Source organism: Achromobacter sp. ESBL13 (assembly GCF_036668755.1).
GTDB lineage: Bacteria > Pseudomonadota > Gammaproteobacteria > Burkholderiales > Burkholderiaceae_B > Achromobacter.
On record NZ_JAZEVT010000006.1, the window covers coordinates 418,846 to 437,080 of the forward strand.

Annotated in this window: 20 protein-coding genes; 5 read left to right on the forward strand and 15 right to left on the reverse strand. The window is 65.2% G+C overall.

The window, feature by feature from the left end:
• Positions 1-118: 118 nt before the first annotated feature.
• The 6 genes from V6F88_RS23245 to V6F88_RS23270 all read right to left on the reverse strand — a co-directional run bounded on the left by V6F88_RS23245 (position 119) and on the right by V6F88_RS23270 (position 5,881).
• Positions 119-1,126, reverse strand: coding sequence for a sterol desaturase family protein (locus V6F88_RS23245; protein WP_332612551.1), 1,008 nt, complete (start codon positions 1,124-1,126; stop codon positions 119-121).
• Positions 1,127-1,128: 2 nt separating this feature from the next.
• On the reverse strand, positions 1,129-1,902 hold the full coding sequence (locus V6F88_RS23250) for a polysaccharide deacetylase family protein (RefSeq protein ID WP_442880383.1): 774 nt from the start codon (positions 1,900-1,902) through the stop codon (positions 1,129-1,131).
• 124 nt (positions 1,903-2,026) lie between these two features.
• Entirely contained in the window at positions 2,027-3,007 is a 981-nt protein-coding gene (locus V6F88_RS23255) for a YncE family protein (protein ID WP_442880384.1), read from the reverse strand.
• A 173-nt stretch (positions 3,008-3,180) separates the two neighbouring features.
• Positions 3,181-4,053 (reverse strand): DUF2950 family protein, encoded by an 873-nt coding sequence (locus tag V6F88_RS23260; RefSeq protein WP_332612552.1) that lies wholly within the window; start codon positions 4,051-4,053, stop codon positions 3,181-3,183.
• A gap of 4 nt (positions 4,054-4,057) precedes the next feature.
• On the reverse strand, positions 4,058-5,521 hold the full coding sequence (locus V6F88_RS23265; RefSeq protein ID WP_332612554.1) for a DUF3300 domain-containing protein: 1,464 nt from the start codon (positions 5,519-5,521) through the stop codon (positions 4,058-4,060).
• 144 nt (positions 5,522-5,665) lie between these two features.
• Entirely contained in the window at positions 5,666-5,881 is a 216-nt protein-coding gene (locus V6F88_RS23270) for a TOBE domain-containing protein (protein ID WP_046805592.1), read from the reverse strand.
• 222 nt (positions 5,882-6,103) lie between these two features.
• Between V6F88_RS23270 and V6F88_RS23275 the strand changes: the two genes are divergently transcribed.
• Entirely contained in the window at positions 6,104-6,541 is a 438-nt protein-coding gene (locus V6F88_RS23275) for a universal stress protein (protein ID WP_046805591.1), read from the forward strand.
• Positions 6,542-6,570: 29 nt separating this feature from the next.
• On the opposite strand, the gene V6F88_RS23280 is transcribed toward V6F88_RS23275, so the two are convergent.
• The 4 genes from V6F88_RS23280 to V6F88_RS23295 all read right to left on the reverse strand — a co-directional run bounded on the left by V6F88_RS23280 (position 6,571) and on the right by V6F88_RS23295 (position 11,298).
• On the reverse strand, positions 6,571-7,584 hold the full coding sequence (locus tag V6F88_RS23280; protein WP_332612555.1) for a 2Fe-2S iron-sulfur cluster-binding protein: 1,014 nt from the start codon (positions 7,582-7,584) through the stop codon (positions 6,571-6,573).
• Positions 7,585-7,597: 13 nt separating this feature from the next.
• Positions 7,598-8,077 (reverse strand): GlcG/HbpS family heme-binding protein, encoded by a 480-nt coding sequence (locus V6F88_RS23285; RefSeq protein ID WP_104144846.1) that lies wholly within the window; start codon positions 8,075-8,077, stop codon positions 7,598-7,600.
• A gap of 31 nt (positions 8,078-8,108) precedes the next feature.
• The gene (locus tag V6F88_RS23290; protein WP_442880385.1) at positions 8,109-9,542 is read right to left on the reverse strand and encodes an aldehyde dehydrogenase family protein; all 1,434 of its coding nucleotides are present in this window, start codon (positions 9,540-9,542) and stop codon (positions 8,109-8,111) included.
• Positions 9,543-9,765: 223 nt separating this feature from the next.
• Complete coding sequence (locus V6F88_RS23295; RefSeq protein WP_332612557.1) at positions 9,766-11,298, reverse strand: hypothetical protein; 1,533 nt, start codon at positions 11,296-11,298, stop codon at positions 9,766-9,768.
• A 224-nt stretch (positions 11,299-11,522) separates the two neighbouring features.
• Here V6F88_RS23295 and V6F88_RS23300 point away from each other — a divergent pair, with 224 nt between their 5' ends.
• Entirely contained in the window at positions 11,523-12,266 is a 744-nt protein-coding gene (locus V6F88_RS23300) for a sulfite exporter TauE/SafE family protein (protein WP_332612559.1), read from the forward strand.
• A 79-nt stretch (positions 12,267-12,345) separates the two neighbouring features.
• The gene (locus V6F88_RS23305; RefSeq protein WP_332612560.1) at positions 12,346-13,071 is read left to right on the forward strand and encodes a GntR family transcriptional regulator; all 726 of its coding nucleotides are present in this window, start codon (positions 12,346-12,348) and stop codon (positions 13,069-13,071) included.
• A gap of 112 nt (positions 13,072-13,183) precedes the next feature.
• On the opposite strand, the gene V6F88_RS23310 is transcribed toward V6F88_RS23305, so the two are convergent.
• The 4 genes from V6F88_RS23310 to V6F88_RS23325 form a co-directional block, all read right to left on the reverse strand.
• Positions 13,184-13,543: a 2Fe-2S iron-sulfur cluster-binding protein gene (locus tag V6F88_RS23310; protein WP_332612561.1), complete on the reverse strand. Its 360-nt coding sequence runs from the start codon at positions 13,541-13,543 to the stop codon at positions 13,184-13,186.
• Positions 13,540-13,869 (reverse strand): ferredoxin, encoded by a 330-nt coding sequence (locus V6F88_RS23315; RefSeq protein ID WP_332612562.1) that lies wholly within the window; start codon positions 13,867-13,869, stop codon positions 13,540-13,542. Before V6F88_RS23315 ends, V6F88_RS23310 begins: the two co-directional genes overlap by 4 nt.
• A 4-nt stretch (positions 13,870-13,873) precedes the next feature.
• On the reverse strand, positions 13,874-14,173 hold the full coding sequence (locus V6F88_RS23320; protein WP_332612564.1) for a 2Fe-2S iron-sulfur cluster-binding protein: 300 nt from the start codon (positions 14,171-14,173) through the stop codon (positions 13,874-13,876).
• A 74-nt stretch (positions 14,174-14,247) separates the two neighbouring features.
• Positions 14,248-14,979: a TenA family transcriptional regulator gene (locus V6F88_RS23325; protein WP_332612565.1), complete on the reverse strand. Its 732-nt coding sequence runs from the start codon at positions 14,977-14,979 to the stop codon at positions 14,248-14,250.
• A 236-nt stretch (positions 14,980-15,215) separates the two neighbouring features.
• Here V6F88_RS23325 and V6F88_RS23330 point away from each other — a divergent pair, with 236 nt between their 5' ends.
• On the forward strand, positions 15,216-15,431 hold the full coding sequence (locus V6F88_RS23330) for a hypothetical protein (RefSeq protein WP_052946040.1): 216 nt from the start codon (positions 15,216-15,218) through the stop codon (positions 15,429-15,431).
• A gap of 115 nt (positions 15,432-15,546) precedes the next feature.
• Here V6F88_RS23330 and V6F88_RS23335 read toward each other — a convergent pair whose 3' ends face one another.
• Positions 15,547-15,978 carry a ribosomal maturation YjgA family protein gene (locus tag V6F88_RS23335; RefSeq protein ID WP_104144852.1) on the reverse strand — a complete coding sequence of 144 codons (432 nt, stop codon included), beginning with the start codon at positions 15,976-15,978 and terminating at the stop codon, positions 15,547-15,549.
• 550 nt (positions 15,979-16,528) lie between these two features.
• Here V6F88_RS23335 and V6F88_RS23340 point away from each other — a divergent pair.
• Positions 16,529-18,220, forward strand: a complete 1,692-nt coding sequence (locus tag V6F88_RS23340; RefSeq protein ID WP_332612566.1) for an MFS transporter — start codon at positions 16,529-16,531, stop codon at positions 18,218-18,220.
• Positions 18,221-18,235 lie beyond the last annotated feature (15 nt).

Sequence of the window (18,235 nt, forward strand, 5' to 3'; positions counted from 1 at the left end):
GATTGCGTGGCGCTGCGCGAGCAAATCACTTAACCCGCAACAGTGATGGCGATCCGAAAAAAAGACTATTGGAAGAGTCTGATTTCCGGATCAGATTGCTATGAACCCGCGTGGCGAATCAGGCCCGCTCCGCCGCTCCGGGCGGTGGCGGCGGCGCCGCCGCCGGTTCGCGGTCTCGGCCCACCATGCGTTTCAGGCCCAGCCATTGCTGCGACCAGAACCCGCGGCCGTAGTCGCGGCCGCCCAATTCGGCCTGTTGGTCGTGGATGCCCGTGGGGCCATAGCCCACGCCAAAACGGGCGGTGCGAAACAACACGTCCCAGATGGGGAACAGCGCGGCAAAGTTGTAGCCGCCGACGGGACCGGGCGTGGACGCGTCGTACGCGATGGAGTGGTGATGCCGATGAAAGCGCGGGCTGACCAGCAGGCGTTCGCCCAGCGCGCCGAAGTGCATGCGCAGGTTGGCGTGAGAGAAGCTTTGCGCCAGCTGCGTAATGGCCACCACCGCCACGAACTGCGCCGGCGGCACGCCCACCAACTGCGACACGAACACGACCAGCACGTCGCGCAGCATGTCGTCCAGCAGATGGTTGCGATCGTCGCTCCAGATGGTCATCTGGCGCTGGCTGTGATGCACGGCATGCAGCGCCCACAGCCAGCCGAAGCGGTGTTGCGCACGGTGGTAGACGTAGTCGACCGCATCGAACAGCAGCAGATAGATGATGAGGCTGACCCAGGCCTTGTCGGTCACGCCCGGCCAGTACTGGTCTAGCTGGAATGGCGCAAAGCCCCACACGTGCAGCTGGCCGAAGACGCTGTCCCAGAAGGGGTCGATGGTGAAGAACAGCGCCAGCCGGAAGACGCCCAGACGGTGGATCAGCGTGTACAGCACGTCGATGCCGATCTGGCGTCGGTCGGTAACGGCTTCAACCGGCCGCAGGCGTTGCAGCGGGCCGAACACCAACACCAGCACGGCAACCTGCACCAGGCCGACCAGCAGCCACATGGTGGCGTCATAGCCGTCCTCGATGAAGTTGCTCATTCCGAGGTGAAACAGCGCGGGCTGGATCAGCGTTTCGAAGAGCCATTGCTGGCATGCCCCGAAGAATTGGCTAAACGTGTCCATGATCAATGATGCGTGGCGATCCAGTCGCGATAGGCCGGATGCGTGTCCAAGGTGGCAAAACAATAGCCCTTCTGCTGCAAGCCCACAATCAAGGGCTCCAGCACGGCGGGCGCCCAGGGGTCCTGGCGCGACCAGATGCCCAGGTGGGCAAGCAGGATATCGCCGGGCTTGATGGTGCGCAGCGCCTGATCCAGCAACTTCGCGTTGGGGTATTTATCGCTGGGCAATTCATCGCCCAGGAAGCCGGCGGGCGACCAGCCCACGTGTTCGTAGCCGCAGGCCTTGGCGGCCTGCAGCAAGGCGGGCGAGGTTTTGCCGCCCGGTGCGCGGTACAGCGGCAGCATCCTGGCGCCGGTCATCTGGTGAAAGCGGGTGGCCGAACGCTTGATGTCGGCGCAGTACTGTTCGGCCGTCCATTCGGCGCGCTTGCCGGTGTCGGGGCCCGCGCTGGGCTTGACGCGGAACTTGCCGCCCGGCAAGTCGCCCTGCCAGTAAACGTGGTCGTAGGTATGCGATCCGAAAGCATGCCCTTCCGCCGCGCGCGCCTTCCACCACGGCGCCCAGACGTCGTCCAGGCTGGAGCCGTCGGTCTTGGTGCGTTCATTGGCCAAAAAGAACGTGACCTTGACGTGATGGCGGTTGAGCACATCGGCGATCAGCGGCGCGACACCCATGTGGCCGGTGTCCAGGGTCAGGTAGACGGGCTTGTCGCAGGTGGTCGGCGCGGCGGCACTCGCCAGCGGCACGGCAAACGCCAGCGCCAGCGCCAGCGCCAGCAAGCTAGCGCCAGCGGGCGCAGCGTGGGGGCAACAACCCGCCGCCGGGCCGCCCCAAGACGGGGCAGCCCCCTTGGGGGGCAGCAAGTCCGCGCCAGCGGGCGCAGCGTGGGGGCAACAACCCCTATCGGGTCGGCGCATGGTTCAGCGTCCAGACGCCGTGCGGCGACTTGCCCACTGGGACCTGGTTCACAACCTTTTTCTGCTCCAGGTCCACCACCGTCAGCTTGCGCGCCCAGCGCGAGGTGACCAGCAGCGTCTTGCCGTCAGCCAGCACGTCCATGCAGTCCGGGCCACCCGGCACCGCGAAGGTGTCGGTCACGGTCAGCGACAGCATGTCGATGCGGCTGATGGAATTGGCGGTGCGGTTGCTGACGAACAGATGGCGCTTGTCGCCCCGCGCGCGAAACGCGTGGGCGCCCGCGGCGGTGGGGATGCGTTTGATCAGCTTGGCCGGGCCGTGGCTGACGTCATAGGCTTCCACGAAGGAATCGCCCGTCAGCGCCACCAGCAAGGTCTTCTGATCCGGCGTCAAGAACACGTCGGCCGGCGTCTTGCCCACCGATACCGTCCACTTGGGCGTTTGCGTCGCCAGGTCGATGGCGATCAGCTGGTCGCTGTCCTGCAAGGTGACGTAAGCCGTGGTGCTGTTCTTGTCGATCATGATGTGGCTGGGCGTCTTGCCCGCCTGTACCCGCTTGACCAGCTTCAGCTCGGCGCCCTTGTGCTGCGGCTGCCACGCGTAGATGTCGATGTGGTCCAGCCGGTTGGCGGCCGTGACGAACCACTTCATGTCCGGCGAAAACTGCAACTGATAGGGGTCGACGATGTCGGTCAGCGTGCGCTGGATTTCGCCCGTTTTGGGGTCCATCATCGTGATCGTGTTGCCCGTGGCGTTGGCCACCATCAGCGACTTTTCGTCGGGGGTCAGATACAGGTGGTGCGGTTCCTTGCCGGTGGGCACGCGGCGCAGTTCCTTGTAGGACACCGGATCGACGATGCTGACGTTGGCGTCCAGGGAATTCAGGACAAAAATCGGGGCGGATGCCGCCGCTGCGCTAAGCGCCATCCCTACGCCGGCCAGGGCGTAGCGGACAAAATGCAAGGGGTTCAATTTCAAGGTCCGGCAAAAGAGGATCGGGCACCGATCCCAGTGCTCGCCATTTTAGGCACAGCCACCTTTCAAAAGGGCAACAAGGGGGGCTTTGGCGGCATTCGCTTGCGCCTGTTGCGACTTGGCAACATCCCCGCCGGCACTGCCCCCGGATTTCCAAAAAGTCATTTGCCGCCAACGGGTTGCGCGTTGGCGTCCACCCACGCGCCGGCAGCGATATCGCGTTCCCGCAGCGCCTGCGCGCGGCTGGCGGAGGCGGGGCCCAGGTCGGACTCCAGCACCCCGCCTTGCGGGCCGATGACAAAGGTGCCGATGCCCGTTTGCCCGTAGCGCGCGGGCCACGCAACGATGCGATAAGTCGTGCTGTCCGCGCCCGGCAGGACCTTGTAGCGATAGCCGAAGTACGCGTCCGCCGCCGGCACCTCGGGGCCCATCACCAGCGCGTCCGGGCCGAACGCCTGGGGTGGCGCGCCCGGCACCTCGGGCCAGTACAGGCCGTCCATGGCGCCCGCACGGCTGATCAGTCGGCCGGCGTAGCGGCCCTGCCCCACGCCTTGCTGATAACGGGTTTGCGCGGCCTGCAGCTGTTGCAGGGTGTCGATGGCGGCAAGTTCATTGCGGCCGATCGCGCGGCGGGCCAGTTCGGCCTTGCCCGCCACCGGGTCAAAGCGCCAGTCCTTGCCGGCGTTCACAATGGGCACGGGCATCGTCCAGCCGGAATCGCCCACGGCCAGCCACGACCGGCCGCCCTCGGCGATGACCTCGTGCTTTTTCGCCCACGCGGCCAGAAAGCGGTAGATGTCGTCTTGCGGCACGCCGCCGGGCACCAGCTGCTTGTGGTTGGGTCCCAGCACCTTGGCCATGGCCGCCGGGTCGCTTGTGGCCAGCGCATCGGTGAAGGCGTCGGCCGCGGCCTGCGCGGTGGGATACACGCTTTGCGCAGCGACCGGCGCCGCAAGGCCCAGCGCCAGCAGCGACACGGCGCCCAGCGTACGCGCACGAACCCAGGCATTCGTCATGAAAGCTCCCTTGTCCATGGTGCTACCTCCGGCCGCCAAAATGGCCACCGCCGCCGCCACCGCCTCTATGCCCGCCGCCACCCGTCGCACGATGACCACCGCCCCCGCCGCCGCCGCGATTCATATCGCTGCGATGGCTTTGCTGGCGCATGCGGTCGCCGTTGCCGGCGTCGCTCAAGGCGCTGCTGGTGTTCGATGCCCGGGCGCGCTCGCGCGCGGCCGATTCGTCAGCGCGCTGGCGTTGCGCGGCGGCCTGGCGATCGTTGGTTGACACGCTGGAAGATCGGGGCGAGTGCGAGCCGCCTTGTGCGCCGGTGCCCGTGCGCGTTTGGGAACGGTCCTGCGCGCGGTCCTGCGGACGGTTCTGCGCACGTTCGGCCGCGCCTTCACCGCCCCGCCCGGCGCCCCCTTGCCCGCCCCGGTTGGCAGCGCCCTGGCCACGCCCGCCGCCCTCGTTGTGGCCCGCGATGGGTTGCCCCGTGCGCCCCTGGAACGATTGCGCCGCGCGGTCACGCGCGGCATCGCGAGAATTCACCGCGGCGCCCCCGCCGGCGCCCGCCGCGCGCGCGCCCTGCGCCTGACCTTGGCCCACCCGTTGCCCCGACTGACGGTTTTGCAAACCCGCCTGGCGCTGACTGTCAAACCGCTGCCGGCTGGCCGAATCGGCGTAGGGCGCGTTGCCGCGATTTTCAGGGTTGTGCTTCCACGACACGTTGTTGTTGCGGGCGTTGTCGATGCGCTGGTTCACATTGATGTTGTTGTACCGGTTCACATCGATATCGACATCGTTGTGTCCCCAGTCAAACCCGCCCCACATGGAGTTGACGGCCGCCACCCCCAGGCCGAAGCCGATGCCCGACACCAGCGCCGTCCCAAACACGGACCCCGGCGGCGGCGGGTAGTAATACGGTGGATATGTGGGATAGGCCCAAGCCCCGTACACCACGCTGGGGTTGTAGCTGGGCACGTAGACGACCTGCGGATCGGTGGGCTGGATCACCACCACGGTCTTGTCGTTGGTGGTGCTGGAGGTGACGGTTTGCTGTGGCGTGCTTTTCAGGTTGCCGGCCTTTTGCGCCTGCGTACGCAAGCGCTGCACGGAATCCATCACCGCGTCGGGCTGCGCCAGGAAGGCATCGCCCACGGATTTCACCCAATCCGGCTGGCGCCCCATCATGTCCATCACGGACGGGAACGCCACCAGCGATTTGACGCTGGGATCCCAGGGCTCGGCCTCGACGGCCTTGACCGCCTGGTCACCCGATTCCGAGGTATGGGCCGCCGACCATTTCGCTGCTTCGGCGATGTCGTCGGGGTACGTGGCCCCCATGAGAATTTGCGACAGCAAGGAATCAGGGTACAGCGCCACCGGCGCCATCAACTGATCCAGCTGCCCCTTGTCCAGCTGGGTTTGCGCCGCCGCGGGCAGGCAAACCGCCAGCCCCAGGCACAACCAGCCAATGAACCACCCTTGCAGTCGACGCATGAACCGTTCTCCGTGAGGCAACGCATGAAGCTCAAAGCCACGAGGGAACTGCCGGATATCGCGATGACAATATATGCCTAACGCCGGGGCAAGGGAATATTTTTCACTACGGCCGATCAGTACGTCCGATCCGGTGCAGGCCGTTCACAGCTTGGCGACGGACACCTCGGTCGCCTTGACGAATGCCAACACCTCGGTGCCCACCTGCAGGTCCAGTTCCTTCACGGAACGCGTGGTGATCACCGACGTGACGATGCCGGCGGGGGTGTCCACGTCAACCTCGGACACGACCGGCCCCAGGATGATCTCTTTGATCTTGCCGCGAAACTGGTTGCGGGCGTTGATGGATTGAATGGTCATGAAGGGTCCCGGCCTGAGGCTAAAAGGTGAAAGGCGAAGCGGCATTCTTTCACCCTGTCCGGATGCGGAAAAATACTTAGTCGGCATGACGTTATGCCGGGGGGACGCGCGCGCGTAACGTCTCCTTTGCATCCTCCTTTCGCGGGACTGGATAGCGCGGATCAGCAGGCCTATACTGATTTCGCCGTTGCTCGACATTCCTTTTCCTAAAGGAGAGGCAACATGTACAGGCATTTGCTCATCGCCGTGGATGGCTCCCTGCTATCCGAATCGGCATTCAAGCGCGCCCTTGTCTTCGCCAAGGAAATGGGCGCCACCATCACGCTCATTCGCGCCATTCCCGAAGACCATCTGCTGGTCTACCAGGCCGAGATGCTGGGCACCACGCAGGCGCACCATACCGATCAGGCCCGCAAGAACGCGGAAGGCTACCTGGAAGGGCTTGAGATGGAGGCCCGACACGCGCTGGTGCCGTGCAACGTCGTCGTGATGGTCAACGACCATCCGCACGAGGCCATCGTGGAAACCGCCAAGACGCAGGGCTGTGACCTGATCATCATGGGTTCGCACGGGCGGCACGGCATGACGGGCTTTCTGCTGGGCAGCGAAACGCAGCGCGTGCTGGCCAAGACGCGCTTGCCGGTGCTGGTATTTCGGTAGGTGGACGCCGGTCGGGGCCGGGCCCGGCGTCACGCCGCCGGTTCCAGCGCGTGCTGGAAGGTGAAGCTGTCGGCGTAGATATGGTCCAGGCTGGCGCCGCGCCCGGCGAACAGGTGCTTGGCGTCCTGCACCATCGCCGGTGCGCCGCACAGGTAGATGGCGTGTTCGGACAGGTCGTCGTGGTCTTGCAGGACGGCGTGCTGCACATGGCCGCGCCGGCCTTGCCAGCTTGCGTCCGCGCGTGACAACACCGGCACGAAAGTGAATTCGTACAAGCGTCCCGCCCAGCCCGCAATCTCGTCCTGCAGGTACAGGTCGGCTTCTGTGCGCATGCCCCAATACAAGGTGACGGGCGGGCAGTCTTCCTTGTCCAGCAAGGATTCCAGGATGGCCCTGATTGGCGCGATGCCCGTGCCCGTGGCAACCATGATCAACGGGCGCCAGTCTTCCTCGTGGTAACTGAAAACGCCCAGCGGGGCCTCGATCGTCAACGCAGCGCCCGCTTGCGCCTGGCCCAGCCATTGGTCGGTATAGCGCCCGCCAGGAATGCGGCGCACATGGAAGTCCACCTGCGCGCGCCCCGACGCCGCCGATGCCATCGAAAAGCTGCGCGTTTCGCCGTCGGGTAGCAGCACGTTCATGTACTGGCCGGGCACATAGTCCAGCGGGCCATCGGGCAGCGCCAGCGTCAGGTGCAGGATGTCGTCCGTGTAGGCGTGGATGCCGTGCACGGTGGCCGACATCCGGCGCGGCTCGGGAAACACCTGCCGGCTGCTGGCCACGCTGATGCAAAGATCGCTTTGCGCGCGCGCCTGGCATGCCAGCGCGTAGCCTTCGGCCGCTTCTTCGGGCGTCAACGCCATCGGAAATTCTTCATAGCCCACCGCGCCCGATTCCAGTTTGATGCGGCAGGTACCGCAGCCGCCGAAGGTGCATTCGTGCGGCAGCTTCACCGCCGCGCGCTCGGCCGCTTCCAACAGGGATTCGTCGGGGCCGGCGACGAAGGCTTCGCCGGTTTGAAGAATGTGCACGCGGTATGCCATCGCCAGCCTCGCTTTATTTCTTGATGTCGGCCTGCACCAGCACTTTCATGCCACGCGGCTCCAGCAGTTCGGCCAGCGCCGTCAACGCCGCCAGGCCCGCCTGCGTGTCCTGTTCGCCATTGCCGCCGCTAAGACCCACGCCGCCGATCACCTCGTCGTTGACCACGATAGGGAAGCCGCCCACGAACACGGCGAACTTGCCGTCAAAGCTCCATTGGATGCCGAACGCTTCGTTGCCGGGCAGCGCGGGGCCGTTGGGCGGTGTATTGAAAAGATGCGTTGAACGCTTGTGGCCCGCGGCGGTAAACGCCTTGTTCCAGGCGATCTGCGGGCCGGTGATGCGGGCGCCGTCCATGCGTTCCAGCGCAATGGGATAGCCGCCGTCATCCACGATGCAGATGGATTCCAGCACACCGATCGCTTCGGATTTGGCGATGGCCGCGCGCACCATCAGGCGCGCTTCTTCCAGTTCCAGGCGGTAGATCTGTTTCATGTTCGTAGCCTATTCAGTGTGTGCCGCGCGTTCAGCCGGCGCGGTAGACGGTTTTGATCTGCGTGTAGAACTCCAGGCCCACGCGGCCCGATTCGCGGAATGTGGATGTGCTGGAGTGCTTCAGCCCCCCGAAGGGGGCATTGATCAGGTTGCCGGTGGTGGTGCGGTTGATCTTGACGGTGCCCGCCTGGATGTCGCGCGCGAAGCGGTGCGCGTAGCGCGCGTCCGTGGTGGCGATAGCGGCGGACAGGCCGTACTCGGTGTCGTTGGCCTTGGCGATGGCGTCCTCGTACCCGTCGACTTCGATCAGCGCGATAACGGGCCCGAAGATCTCTTCGCGGGCGATGCGCATCTGCTGCGTGACATCGGTAAACAGCGCGGGCGTGACGTAATAGCCGTGGTCAAACTCGGGGCCGGCAAGCACGTCGCCGCCGCACAGGTGCGTGGCTTCTTCTTTGCCGATCGCCACGTAACCCAACACGTTGTCCAGCTGCTTGCGGGTGGCCAAGGGGCCCAGGTCGAAATTGCCTTTCAGGCCGTTGCCGATGGTCAGCGCCTGAATGCGCGCCACCAGCTTGTCGGTGAACGCCTGCCGCACCTTCGCATCGACCAGCACGCGGCTGGTGCCCGTGCAAGCCTGGCCGCTTAGCGAAAAGCCGCCCTTGACCGCCAGGTCCACGGCGCGATCCAGGTCGGCGTCGGCCAGCACGATCAACGGGTTCTTGCCGCCCAGTTCCATCTGCGTGCGCGTGGTCAGCCCCGCGCTGCGGTGGATCTGTTCGCCCGCGGCCGTCGAACCGGTGAACGAGATGGCGCGTACGGCCGGCGCGCTGGTGATGGCCGCGCCCACGGCCGCCGCCGGCCCGATCACCAGGTTCAGCACGCCTGGGGGCAAGCCGGCTTGCACGAACGCTTCTGTCAGGCGGTAGCCCGACAACGGCGCGTCGGAAGACGGTTTGAAGACGACGGTATTGCCGGCGATCAGCGCGGGCGCGATCTTGCGGGCGGGAATGGAAATCGGGAAGTTCCACGGCGAAATGACCGCCGCCACGCCCAGGGGCTCGCGCTGGCTGTAGACAACCATGTCGGGATCGTCATTGACAAAGGTTTCGCCGGTGAAGCTTTGCCCCTCGACCGCATAGAAACGGATCGTCTGCGCCGAACGCAGCACTTCGTCCTTGGCCAGGTTCAGCCCCTTGCCCTCTTCGCGGGTCAGCTCGCGGGCAAAGGCATCGGCGTGGTCTTCCAGATACTGCGCGGCGCGAAACAGAATGGCGGCGCGCTTGGAGATCGGCGTGTCGCGCCAGGCGGCGAAGGCGTCGTCGGCAGCTTGCACCGCGCGCCGGGCATCGTCGGCATCCGACACGGGAAAGTTGCCCACGATATCGCGGGTGTCGGCCGGGTTGATATTCGGCGCCGTACGCCCGCCGGTGCTGGGCACCCAGGCGCCGCCGATATGGTTCATGAATGTCTGCTGCGAAAGATCGTCCACGGAAGCGCTTCCTTTACCGGTACGGGGTGGTCCGAGTGGCCCAATGAACCTTGGGCTTATTGGCTCAGCGGGGCAATCGAGTAGCTGTGAACATTGTATACTTTAATCACTTGCCGACGATCCGTGATAACCCCAAGGCCCGGGCACGAAAAAGGGGCCCGCGAGCCCCTTTTCGGCATCAACCCGCCCGGCGGCGTCAGCTCCAGATCAATACCGCGCAGATCGTCGAGACAAACAGCGCCAGCAGGACCGGCAGCAACAACGCCCGCACCAGCGACAGCACGTTGACTCGGGCGAATCCGGCCACGGCAATCAATGACGACCAGGCGATCAAGGTGCCGCCGCCCGTCCAGACGGCGCCCATCTGGCCAACCGCCGCCAGCGTGGCCGGGTCCACGCCCACCACGGGTCCCAGCGCGCCGGACAAGGTGCCCGTCAGCGGCAGGCCGGCAAAGCCGGAGCCGTCGATGCCGGTGATCATGCCCACCAGCAACACGCCGAACGCCACCAGGAAATGGTTTTCGGGAATCAGGTGCTGGCCCGCCGAAATCACTTCGAACAGCAACCCGGGAGCCTGCGCCTGCGGCACGCCCAGAATCTGCGCCGCCGTTTCGTTGGCGCCGATGAAGAAGAAGCCGGCAATCGGCAGCACCGATCCCATGGCCTTGAAGGCGAAGACAAAGCCGTCCGTCACGTGCTCCGGGCACACGTCCAGCATCTTGCGCGGCCCTTCCGCGGCCAGCGTAACCAGCATCATCACCACGAAGGCGACGCCCCCTACCAGCGCCGCCGCATCGCCGCCGCGCAGGGCGGGCAGCGTCGGGAACAGGCGGGGCAATACCATCACCGCGATCACGGCCAGAAAGGCCAGCGGCGTCACCACGGCAAAGGTCTTGGACCAGCGCACGCGGCGGCGTTCCTCGTCGTTGACGACGGGGCCTTGCGGCAACGCCGGGTCGGCGCCCATGGTGCCGCGTGCCAGTTCAGCCTTGTCGAACGAGCCGGACTGCTCGATCCGCGCCAGGCTGCCGTCTTGCGCGCGGGCCTGCCAGGCGTCCAGCAACGCCGCGTTGGCGGGCACGATGTGCTTGCGAATCAACAGGTAGGCCGTCACCAGCGCAACGGCGCCGGTGATCAGCGACAGCACCAGCGCCCGGTCGGCCACCACGGCCGCGCTGACGGCCGCGCCCGCCGCCTTGGCACTGATGCTGGGCGCCACGCCAATCACATAATCGGACGACAGTGCCATGCCCTGCCCGGCGATGGCGATGGCCATGGCGCCGGCAAGCGGCGGCAGGCCGGCCGCGATGGCGGCGGGCAGCAGGATGGCGGACACCAGCGGCACCGCGGGCGTCGGCCAGAAGAACAGCGAGATCACATACGTACAGAGGGCGATGATGATGAACGACGAATGCCCGCCCCGCATGATGCGCCGGAACGGCTGCACCATCCGCACGTCCGCCTGCAGCGTCTTCAGGGAATTGAGCAGGGCGGTCATGAACGTGATGACCAGAAAGATGTTGAACAACTCCTTGGCGGCCACGAAGCTGGCCGAGAAGATTCCGATCAGCGCACTGATCGGATTGCCGGTGATGGCCAGCACCACCAGAAAGGTGCCGATCACCGATGGCACCACCACATTGGCCCGCAAAATCATCGTCAGGATGATGGCGGCCACGCTGATCAGGTACATCCAGTGAGCAGCTGTGAGCACAACGTCCGCTTGCATGCGTGATTCCCCTTGTGACGTGGCTGTTGGATCGCCACAGTCGGTATACTATATTTCGTTGTAAGCCATACCAATCGAAATATGCAGCGCCTAGGGAAACCGATAATTCTGAAAAATGGATGAATAACGGCGTAAAAACAAGGGAATACCCGTGGTTTTATCCAACGCAGCGGGCGTGACAAAATTGCCTCTCTGACTATCGTATACATAAAAGGCTGTAGCCCATGCCAGCGACCTTGCCCTACCCCGATCTTTGGCAGTACGCCGCAATGGCCGTCGTGGTGTTCGGCGCGGCGGTGGCCCAGGGCGTGGGCGGCATCGGCTTCGCCATGTTTGCCGCCCCCGTGGCGGCGATGTTCTTCCCGCAGCTGGCCCCCGGCCCGCTGCTGACGCTGGGCGGCTTCATCTCGCTGCTGACGGCGCTGCGCGAACGGGCTTCCATCGATTGGTCGTCGGTGTCGTATGCGCTGGTTGGCCGTGCGGTGGGTACCTTGATCGCCATCTACGCCATGGCGCGCTTCGCGCCGCAGACGCTGGGCGTGCTGTTCGCCGGCATGATCCTGATCGCGGTGGGGCTAAGCGCGGCGGGGCTGCGCTTTACCGCCACGCCGGGCCGCGTGTCCGGGGCCGGCGTGGCCTCCGGCATCATGGGCACGATGACCTCGGTAGGGGCCCCGCCCATCGCCATCGTGCTGCAACACACGGCGCCGCCCCGCTTACGCGCCACGCTGGGCGTGGTGCTGTTCCTGGGGTCGATCTTTTCGCTTGCCATGCTGGCGCTGGCCAAGCGGTACACCGGCTATCACATCGGCCTGGCACTGAGCCTGGCGCCCTTCCTGCTGGCCGGTTTTGCGGTCTCCAACCGGTTGCGCACGTTGTTGCCGCCCCACGCCGTGCGCGTCGTTCTGCTTGCGGCATGCGCGCTGGGCGCGGTGGGTGTGCTGATCAAAGCGTTTTGGAGCAACTGATGCGCGCTTTTTGCCACGGCACCTTGCTACACCCGGTAATACAATGGAGACTGTATCCATTAATCCACACATGCTCGCCATGACCACTTCGCCTGTCAGCCCGCAAGCCGCTGAAACGCAGTCTTCCGCTCCGCTGAAGATCGGCGAGCAGCATCCTCAGTTGTTCGCCGTCATCCGCGACAAGCTGCGCGAACGCATTCTCAGCGGGGAATTCACCCCCGGAGACCGCCTGGTTGAAGGCCGCTTATCCGAAGAGATGGGCGTGTCGCGCATACCGGTGCGTGAAGCGTTGCGCGCCTTGGCCGCCGAAGGGCTGGTCACCATCGAGCCGCGTCGCGGTGCTTCGGTATCGGTGCTGTCGGATGCGGTGGCGTATGACATGGTTGAAGTGCGCGCCACCCTGGAAGGGCTCAATGCCAAGCTGGCGGCGCAGCGGCGCGATGCCAAGACGGTGGAACGCTTGCAGGCCTTTCTGCGCGAAGGCACCGAGGCCGCGCGCAGTGAACAGCTGGACAAGTTCCTGGCGCTGAATTCCCAGTTTCATGAAATGCTGGCCACCATCGGCGGCAATGTGGTGCTGACGGATTTGATGCGGTCGCTGCGGGATCGCACGGCGCTGCTGTTCGCCCCCAGCAACATGCACCGCGCCAAGGCCAACTGGGACGAGCATTCGCAGATTCTGAATGCCGTGATTGCCGGCAACGGCGACCTGGCCGCCTTGCTGGCCAGCCAGCACGTGCACAACGCGGCCAAGGCGTACACGGAAACGCAGCAACAGCAGCAGCACCACGACGCGGCGGATTGACCCGGCGCGGCGAATCAACGCGGCGTTGCGGTTTTTTTTGCCGACTTGGAAACGCCGGTCCCGGACAATGTGCGGTCGCAGCCGATGCTGCGACGCGCATTACCCCTTAGCTTCAGGCGGACGGCACCGGCGCGTCGACCGGATCGGCCCCGACGCCCACCACCACACCCTTGCCGTTCTGCACCACCCACGACACCTTCACGTCGCCGTTCACGAACGTCTGGCAGGCCATGCGGTAGCCGGCTTCAAAGTCCTCGGGACGCAGGTGCTTGCGCTCTTTCGGCTTGACCGCGTCGGTGTTTTCCAGCCCCTCTTCGATCCGGCACTTGCAGGTGCCGCACAAGCCGCCCCCGCACTTGAACGGGATGCCGCCCTTTTCCTTGAGCGACACGCGCAGCAAGTTGCTGTTCTCGGGCGCGGTGGCAATCTTGCCGCCATTCGATAGAAATGTGATCTGAACCATGGGTGTCAATGCTCTGCGACAGCGGCGGCGGGGCGCAGCGTCAAGGTGGATTCCATGCTGCCGAAGCGCGTCAGGTGCGCAAGTTCCTTGCGGGCGGCCTCGACAGACGCGAATTTTTCCAGGAACTTGGACGGCACGCGGTTGACCACGTAGGGCGGCGTATCTTCGGTCACCACCAGGCGCGTCTCGCCGTGCAACCGGGCAATGCGAAACATCGCAAGCGTGCGCCCGTAGAAAACGTAGTCGTAGGTTTCGACGATGTCGACGTCGGCGCCCACGTCGGTGTGGAACACGCCGGGCTTGGTCGTCAGGATCACGTAGCAGGCAGCGTCCATCGGCTTATGCCTCCGCGTCCTGGACCAGTTCAACATCGTGGTTCAGCCACAGCTGGCACGCCAGCCGGTAGCCTTGCTCGATGCGATCGCCCAGCTGCTTCTTTTCTTTCCAGTTCACCGCGGGCAGATGCTCGGCGCCAGCCAGCACCCGGCACGCGCACTTGGCGCACTTGCCCATGCCGCATTCGTAGCGCAGATGCGGATACGGAAACTGCTTGATGCCGGCCCGCACCACCAGGTTGGTGTTGTCCTTGACCACATCGGTGTAGGTCTGGCCGCCTTTATGAAATACAACGGTAGGCATGAGTCTGTCGTCCTGGAGCGGCGGGCGGGGCGCGCCACCGATGCGGCGCCGCCCCGATAAACGCCGGGGGTGAATCAGGCGGCCAGACCGAGTTCGGGCAGCTTGATCTCGTGCTGCACGTAGTCGGTGTACAGCGCCGTGGTGTACAGCAGGCGCATCTGGGCGCCGATTTCGCAGATTTTCAGGCAGCGCTGCTGTAGCTCGACCGTGTTGGCGTGTTCCAGCACGATCTGATAACCGCGTTCACCGTGAATCTCGTCCGACACGATGTGCAGGTCGAAGAATTCCACTTCTTCATCGGTAAAGCCGTACTTTTCACGCAGCGTCGGCGTCTGCTTGCGATAGATGGACGGCACCTGGGATTCCAGGCCCACCACCAGCCCGGCAACGGCCACGATGGGGTCTTCACGCATGGCCACGGCATAACACCAGCTTTGCAGTGCCCGCGTGGTGGGCGACATGTTGTCCGGATTGGTGACGCGTTCGCGCGTCGTGCCGCAGGCTTCGGCAAAGCGGATCAGCAGATCGGTATGGCGATCGCCGCCGATTTCCTCTTCGTACATATTGGCCAGCAGGAAGTCCTTGGCCTCGGTGTACGTATCGGGCGTACGGGCGTAGAGATATCCCAGGTAATCCGCGAACGGGCCGACATAGTGATAGTGGTTCTCGGCCCAGCGAGACAGGTGCTCGCGGCTGAGCTTGCCTTCGGCCCAGGCAATGGAAAAGGGCGACGCGTTGGCGCTCTTGCCCTTGATCGCGTTTTCCAACGCGGTACGGAATTCATCTCGGTTCATCAGTTTTGCCATGACGCGCTCCAGTCCAGTGGGAGGATTCCAGGCTGGTTTAGCCCGGGCATGAAGAACATTGTATACCGTCTACTGTTTCGGACTGCTAGGGCAATCCCGGAGAAAAGCCGTGAAAAAAGGGGCAGAACCTTTGATATCAACGAGTTGAAGACGCACAACAGGCGCGGCGGGCGAACTGGACGATGCGGGGCGGCGCTAGTACAATGAATACACTTTCAATGCAATACGGAAATACCATGAATACCCGCCATCCTCTTGGAGACGCTCCCATCGGCCAGCAGCTGCTGGCGCATTACGCCCGCCGCGATGCGGTGCGCCACGCCACGCCGCTGCTGCCCAAATCCTGGGCCGAACTGTTCGCGCCTTTCCGCAACGCCCGCCTGCAACCGCTGCGCCCGGCAGCACCCGCGGCCCGTCGTAACGACGACGAGCCGATGTATCAAGCCGGGTAATGGTCTTGGTAGCCGGCCGGCAAGGCCGGGCTTGTGATGTGCCGGGGCGAACGCTGCTGAAGTGGTCGGTCATCCCGCCGGGGCGCCAGCCCCCGGCCGGTGCGCCGGCGTCCGCCTAGCGGCGGGCGCGCAAGCTTGCACGCAGGCGCGCGTCCTGTAGCGACGCGGCGTGTTGGCGGCGCTGGTTGGCGCCCGCCAACAACAACACCACGACGAATCCCACGGTATAGGCCAGCACGTCCCACCAGTCGGGCACGCTGCCCAGCACCACCCGCAAGACCGGCTGCTGCAACTGCCAGCCGTACAGCCGCGCCAGGTATTGGCCAAATTCCACCGCATACCCCGTCAGCAGCGCCGCAATCGCCAATGGCAAGACCTGCGCGCGGATGAACGTGCGGTACACCAGGTAGGCCCAGCCCACCGCAATCACGTCGCCCAGGAACCCGCGCAGGAACGGGTACGGCGCGCCATACAAGGCGATCAGCGCCAGCAGCGCGGTAACGGCAAGCAGGGCGGCGAACGCGCGCCCGTTGAAAGTCAGGGTCATGGGAGAAGAAGCAGTTAGAAGCTAGTAACAAGCACAGGCACGCAGCCAACAGTACGCAGTACGAAGCCCGCAGTACAAAGCGCATAGCAGACGGCGCGCAGTACACACGGGCAGCAGATAGCCGGTAGCAGGCAGAAGCCAGCCCCGGCGGCAAGCAAGCAGCCCGAAATTCAAGAAAAGAGGGCCGGCAACCGGACCCCGGGCAGCGTACTCGATATCCCCGGGAAAACCCGGAAACAGCTGCCTTTCATGCGTCACTAAAAGTTATCCCGGCGCCATGGTCACACCACCGCGCCCTTCACGGCGCTGTCATGCCGTGTCGCAATGCGCCCTACAACGTCGCGATTCGCCGGCCGCCTCGCAAAGTTATCCCGCGTTGTCCACCGCTTATCCCCCGGCTGTCCACCGCCAATCCACCGGTTTACCCACAGTGTTATCCACCGCCTGGCGCTCTTGCACAGCGGCCCCGATTCAGGCGTACCATTGATCACCCGAGCAACCGAGCAACGCCCGCCCTTCCGGGCGGACCCAGACGCGCCCCCGAGCCCCTATGCTCCAACCCGTCTCGCCCTCCGCCGACCTGCCGCCGAACGCGCCCGCGGTGCCTGCCGCGCCCCTGACGGTCAGCACGCTTTCCCCCTTCGCCTTTCCCGCGTTCCGCGTCATCTGGATTGCGAACCTGTTCGCCAACCTGGGCACGTGGGCGCAATCCGTCGCCGCCGCCTGGATCATCACCACCGAGCAAAGCAGCCCGTTGATGGTTGCCATGATCCAGGTAGCCGCGGCGCTTCCGCTGGTGGCGCTGTCTATCCTGACCGGCGTGCTGGCCGACAACTACGACCGCCGCAAGGTCATGCTGACCGGCATGCTGATGGAACTGGCGGGCGGCGTCTTCATCACCATCCTGGCGTTTGCCGGGTTGCTGCACCCCGTCACGCTGATCGCCTCGGTGTTCTGCATTGCCATCGGCAGCGCCATCGTGACACCCGCCTGGCAGGCGGCAGTGGGCGAACAGGTGCCACGCGAACACGTCGGCAGCGCCGTGCTGCTCAATAGCGTGAACTACAACGTGGCGCGCGCGGTCGGGCCGGCCATTGGAGGCCTGCTGCTGGGCGCCATGGGCGCACCTTGGGTGTTCTTGCTGAACTGTGTTTGCTACGGCGCGCTGGTCTGGGCGATCTGGCGCTGGCGGCGCGATCTGCCCGAACGCCGTCTGCCCCCCGAAGGTTTGCTGGAAGGCGTCGTGGCGGCGCTGCGCTACACCCAGCACTCGACCGTGACGCGCGTGGTGATGTTGCGCTCGTTTGCTTTTGGCTTGTCCGCCAGCGCGTTGTGGGCCTTGCTGCCGCTGCTGGCGCATGCGCACGAGGAAGGCAGCGCGCTGCTTTACGGCTACATGCTGGGCGCGCTGGGCGTGGGCGCCATCCTGGGCAGCGCCGTGGTGCGGCGCGTGCAGGCCGCCTGGGGCGCGAGCGGGCTGGTTACCGTGGCCGCCGCATTGCTGGCCGTGTGCCTGGCGGCCTTGGGCATGACCCACACGCTATGGGTGGCCTTTCCGGCCCTGCTGGTCGCGGGCAGTTGCTGGATCGGCGTGCTGGCCACCTACAACACCACGGTGCAGATGCTGGTGCCCGACTGGGTCAAGGCGCGATCCCTGGCGCTGTACCAGACCGCCATCTTTGGCGGGCTGGCGGCGGGCTCGTTCATGTGGGGCCACTTCGCGGGCACCATGGGCGTGTCCGGCGCGCTGACCACGGCGGGCATCATGCTGGGCATCACCGTGGCGCTGCTGTACCGCTCGCGCCTGCCCGAACAGTTGGACACGCAGTCGCTCGCCCGCGTGGACAACGCCGAGCCCGCCATGGCCGCCGCCGGCTTCAACACGCAGCATGGCGCCGTGCTGGTCGCGGTGGAATACCAGATCAATCACGAAAAACTGCGCGCGCTGATTGCCGCCGCGCACCCCTTGCGGCTGCTGCGCCTGCGCAACGGCGCGCAGCAGTGGCAGCTGTTTCGCGACCTGGAGCGCGAAGGCGTGTGGCGCGAAGTGTTCCTGGTGGAAAGCTGGATGCAGTACCTGCGCATGATCGACCGCATGACGCTGGCTGACAAGATGGTGCTGGACGAAGTGCGGGCCCTGCATGGCGGCGACAAGCCGCCGGTGGTGTCGCGCAATGTCAGCTACCAGGCCATGAACGAAGCGCAAGGGTTCTCCTTGCGCCGACACCCCGAAGCCCCCTGAATCGCGAGGCCCGCC

Coding starts and splice junctions, on each gene's coding strand:
- V6F88_RS23245 (WP_332612551.1), bottom strand. CDS start 1,126: ATGGACACGTTTAGCCAATTCTTCGGGGCATGCCAGCAATGGCTCTTC.
- V6F88_RS23260 (WP_332612552.1), bottom strand. CDS start 4,053: ATGGACAAGGGAGCTTTCATGACGAATGCCTGGGTTCGTGCGCGTACG.
- V6F88_RS23265 (WP_332612554.1), bottom strand. CDS start 5,521: ATGCGTCGACTGCAAGGGTGGTTCATTGGCTGGTTGTGCCTGGGGCTG.
- V6F88_RS23270 (WP_046805592.1), bottom strand. CDS start 5,881: ATGACCATTCAATCCATCAACGCCCGCAACCAGTTTCGCGGCAAGATC.
- V6F88_RS23275 (WP_046805591.1), top strand. CDS start 6,104: ATGTACAGGCATTTGCTCATCGCCGTGGATGGCTCCCTGCTATCCGAA.
- V6F88_RS23280 (WP_332612555.1), bottom strand. CDS start 7,584: ATGGCATACCGCGTGCACATTCTTCAAACCGGCGAAGCCTTCGTCGCC.
- V6F88_RS23285 (WP_104144846.1), bottom strand. CDS start 8,077: ATGAAACAGATCTACCGCCTGGAACTGGAAGAAGCGCGCCTGATGGTG.
- V6F88_RS23290 (WP_442880385.1), bottom strand. CDS start 9,542: ATGAACCATATCGGCGGCGCCTGGGTGCCCAGCACCGGCGGGCGTACG.
- V6F88_RS23295 (WP_332612557.1), bottom strand. CDS start 11,298: ATGCAAGCGGACGTTGTGCTCACAGCTGCTCACTGGATGTACCTGATC.
- V6F88_RS23300 (WP_332612559.1), top strand. CDS start 11,523: ATGCCAGCGACCTTGCCCTACCCCGATCTTTGGCAGTACGCCGCAATG.
- V6F88_RS23305 (WP_332612560.1), top strand. CDS start 12,346: ATGACCACTTCGCCTGTCAGCCCGCAAGCCGCTGAAACGCAGTCTTCC.
- V6F88_RS23315 (WP_332612562.1), bottom strand. CDS start 13,869: ATGGACGCTGCCTGCTACGTGATCCTGACGACCAAGCCCGGCGTGTTC.
- V6F88_RS23320 (WP_332612564.1), bottom strand. CDS start 14,173: ATGCCTACCGTTGTATTTCATAAAGGCGGCCAGACCTACACCGATGTG.
- V6F88_RS23325 (WP_332612565.1), bottom strand. CDS start 14,979: ATGGCAAAACTGATGAACCGAGATGAATTCCGTACCGCGTTGGAAAAC.
- V6F88_RS23330 (WP_052946040.1), top strand. CDS start 15,216: ATGAATACCCGCCATCCTCTTGGAGACGCTCCCATCGGCCAGCAGCTG.
- V6F88_RS23335 (WP_104144852.1), bottom strand. CDS start 15,978: ATGACCCTGACTTTCAACGGGCGCGCGTTCGCCGCCCTGCTTGCCGTT.
- V6F88_RS23340 (WP_332612566.1), top strand. CDS start 16,529: ATGCTCCAACCCGTCTCGCCCTCCGCCGACCTGCCGCCGAACGCGCCC.